The organism is Micromonospora maritima, assembly GCF_902825405.1.
In the GTDB taxonomy this organism is placed as follows: Bacteria; Actinomycetota; Actinomycetes; order Mycobacteriales; family Micromonosporaceae; genus Micromonospora; species Micromonospora maritima.
Genome location: NZ_CADEAU010000566.1, coordinates 1 through 3,201 on the forward strand (window position 1 = coordinate 1; position 3,201 = coordinate 3,201).

The 3,201-nt window shown below is 74.9% G+C and carries 4 protein-coding genes; 2 read left to right on the forward strand and 2 right to left on the reverse strand.

All coding sequences use genetic code 11. The features are described 5' to 3' along the window. Both HUW36_RS29115 and HUW36_RS29120 read right to left on the reverse strand, forming a co-directional pair. Positions 1-225 (reverse strand): class I SAM-dependent methyltransferase (locus HUW36_RS29115; RefSeq protein WP_484502609.1); only part of this gene is annotated, 225 nt, incomplete at its 3' end. After that, complete coding sequence (locus HUW36_RS29120; protein ID WP_174531050.1) at positions 225-662, reverse strand: RrF2 family transcriptional regulator; 438 nt, start codon at positions 660-662, stop codon at positions 225-227. The genes HUW36_RS29115 and HUW36_RS29120, both read right to left, overlap by 1 nt. A 165-nt stretch (positions 663-827) precedes the next feature. Here HUW36_RS29120 and HUW36_RS29125 point away from each other — a divergent pair, with 165 nt between their 5' ends. Together HUW36_RS29125 and HUW36_RS29130 are read left to right on the forward strand one after the other, a co-directional pair. After that, complete coding sequence (locus tag HUW36_RS29125) at positions 828-2,039, forward strand: globin domain-containing protein (RefSeq protein ID WP_246248378.1); 1,212 nt, start codon at positions 828-830, stop codon at positions 2,037-2,039. A 201-nt stretch (positions 2,040-2,240) separates the two neighbouring features. After that, positions 2,241-3,201, forward strand: a 961-nt coding sequence (locus HUW36_RS29130; protein ID WP_281357569.1) for a carbamoyltransferase N-terminal domain-containing protein, incomplete at its 3' end; no start/stop codon positions are given.

The window sequence follows — 3,201 nt, forward strand, 5'->3', positions numbered from 1 at the left end:
GACGCGGGCCAGCGCGCGCAGGCGCGGCTCCGGTTCGACGGCGAGGACCTGGGTCACCGCCGGCGGGTAGTGCGGCAGGTTGCGTCCGTTGCCGGCGCCGACCTCGACCACCCGACCGCGCAACCCGGCGACCAGGCGCCGCCGGTGCGCGGCGACGCCGGCCTCGTCCATGGCGACGCTGGCCCGGGCGAAGATCCGGGCGAAGATCGGGTGGGAGACGGCCATCAGCGCCCCGCCGGCGCGGCGCCGAGGCTGAGCAGGAGCGGACCGGTCGTGCCGTCGACCAGGTCGCCGAGGCGTACTCCGTCGAGGACGGCGAGGAACGCGGCCTGGGCACGGCGCAGCTCGCCGCGCAGTCGACAGCCGGCGACCAGCGGGCAGGCCGGCTCGTGGCAGTTGACCACCTCGTCGTCGCCCTCGAAGGCCCGCACCACCTGGCCCACGGTCAGCTCGCCGGCGTGCTCGGCGAAGGCCACCCCGCCGGAGCGCCCCCGGATGGTCACCAGGACGCCGAGTCGCTGCAACCGTTGCACCACCTTGGCGACGTGGCTGCGGGGCAGCGCGAGCCGGGTGGCGAGTTCGTCCACCGTGGCGCGGACCGGGGACGCGGCGGTCAGCATGGCGATCCGCAGCGCCATGTCGGTCGACCGGTTGAGCCTCACGCCCCGACCCTAGTCAGTCGACGCCGTCCGCGACACGGGCAGATCGCCCGCGCTGCCGGGGTGACCGGCGCCACGCCGCCCGCGGGACCTTCGACCCTAAAACAGGAATGCTGAATTCCTGTTTCGTGGTGACCGACCCGTTCCCCGCCAGAAGGAGACTCAGTCGTGCTCTCGGAATCCTCCGCCGCCGTGGTGACCGCGACCCTGCCCGCCGTGCGGGCACACGGCGAAGCGATCACCGGCCGGTTCTACCAGCGGATGTTCGACGCCCACCCGGAGCTGCTCGACCTGTTCAACCGGGGCAACCAGGCGAACGGGCAGCAGAAGGCCGCCCTCGCCGCCGCCGTGGCCGCGTACGCCGGGCACCTGACCGGCGACGACGGCGCGCCCTGGGGGCCGGTGCTCGACCGGATCGCGCACAAGCACGCCTCCCTCGGGATCACCGCCACCCAGTACCCGATCGTCGGTCGGCACCTGCTCGCCGCGGTCGGCGAGGTGCTCGGTGACGCCGTGACCCCGTCGGTCGCCGCCGCCTGGGACGAGGTCTACTGGCTGCTGGCGTGCGAGCTGATCGCCCGGGAGGCGCGGCTCTACGCCGGGGCCGGCGTACCCGAGGGCGGCCCGGTCTGGCGGGACTGGCGGGTGACCGGGCGGGCCCGGGAGACCACCGACGTCGTGTCGTTCACCCTCGCGCCGGCCGACGGCGGCGTCGCATCCGACTTCACCCCCGGCAGCTACGTATCCGTGGCGGTCGACCTGGACGGCGGCCGGGGCCGGCAGATCCGCCAGTACAGCCTCTCCGGCCGGCCCGGCGCCGACCGGTGGCGGATCACCGTGAAGCGGGTACGGGGCGTGGCCGGCACGCCCGACGGGCTGGTCTCCGGGCACCTGCACGAGCGGGTGGCCGTCGGCGACACGCTCCGACTGAGCCCGGCCTTCGGCGAGGTCGACGCCACCGGGGACGGCGGACCGCTGCTGCTGGTCAGCGCCGGCATCGGGCTCACCCCGGCGATGGCGGCGCTGGCCCGGCTGGCCGACCGCGACCCCTCCCGAGAGGTGACGTTGGCGCACGCCGACCGGACCCCCGCCGCGCACGCGTTGCGCCACGAACTGCCCGCGCTCCAGGAGCGGCTGCCGAACCTCGCGATCCACCTCTGGTACGAGGACGCCGTCGGCGCGGACCTGCCCGGACTGAAGGCGGCGGTGTCCCCCGGGCTGATCGAGCCGGCACGGATCCCGGTCGCCGCCGGGGTCTCGGCGCACCTGTGCGGGCCGATCCCGTTCATGAACGCGGTCCGCGCCGAGCTGCTGCGGCGCGGCGTGCCGGCCGACCGGATCGCCTACGAGGTGTTCGGCCCGGGGATGCTGCCGGCCTGACCGACCCGGCGGAACGGGCCGCCGACCGATGCCCGTCCCGCCGGCGCCCCGAAACAGGATTCCACCGGCCCCTTTTCCAGCGGGAACGGCCGCCACGGCCGCGACCAGCGCATTCGTTGATCTCCACAGCGGAGATACGACGTTGCAGAGAAGTCGATGACCTTCAGGTTAGGGGCGGATCGCCGGGGTAGGGGTGCTCCCATGCGTGTCCTCGGCATCAATGCGATCTTCCACGACCCGGCCGCCGCCCTCGTCGTCGACGGCCGGGTGGTGGCCGCCGCCGAGGAGGAGCGGTTCAGCCGTCGCAAGCACGGCAAGCGACCCGTGCCGTTCTCCGCCTGGGAGCTGCCCGAACTGTCCGCCGCCTGGTGCCTGGCCAGCGCGGACGTCGATGTGGACAGCCTGGACGCGGTCGCGTACTCGTTCGACCCCGGGCTGTGCGGCGACGCCGCCGACCTGGGTCTCGCCGACCCCTGGGACTGGCTGCGGGTCGACTACGCGCGCCGGGCCCCGCAGTTCCTCGCCGCCGCGCTGCCCGGCCTCGACCCCGACAGGGTGCGCTTCGTGCCGCACCACGTGGCGCACGCCGCGTCCGCCGGGTTGGCCGCGCCGCCGGCCGGGGACGACACCGCGGTGCTCGTGCTCGACGGCCGGGGCGAGTCCGCCAGCCACCTGGCCGGCGTCTACCGGGACGGCCGGCTGACGCCGCTGCGCTCCCAGCAACTGCCCCACTCGCTCGGCCTGCTCTACGAGGACCTCACCCGGCACCTCGGCTTCCTGCACTCCAGCGACGAGTACAAGGTGATGGCGCTGGCCTCCTACGGCACGCCGAAGCACCTGGACGCGCTGCGCGAGCTGGTCCGGGCCACCGACGACGGCGGCTTCCGGGTCGAGCCGGTCGACTGGGCGAGCATGGCCAAGGCGGTCGCCACCGGCACCGAGCCCGGCGAGGCGCACGCCGACCTGGCCGCGAGCGTCCAGCGGCGGCTGGAGGAGGTCGTTCTCGACCTGGCCCGGTGGCTGTACGACGCCTCCGGCGGCACCGGCACGCTGGCCATGGCCGGCGGGGTGGCGTTGAACTGCGTCGCCAACGCCCGGATCGCGGCCGAGGGCCCGTACCGCGACGTCTGGGTGCAGCCGGCGGCCGGCGACGCGGGCACCG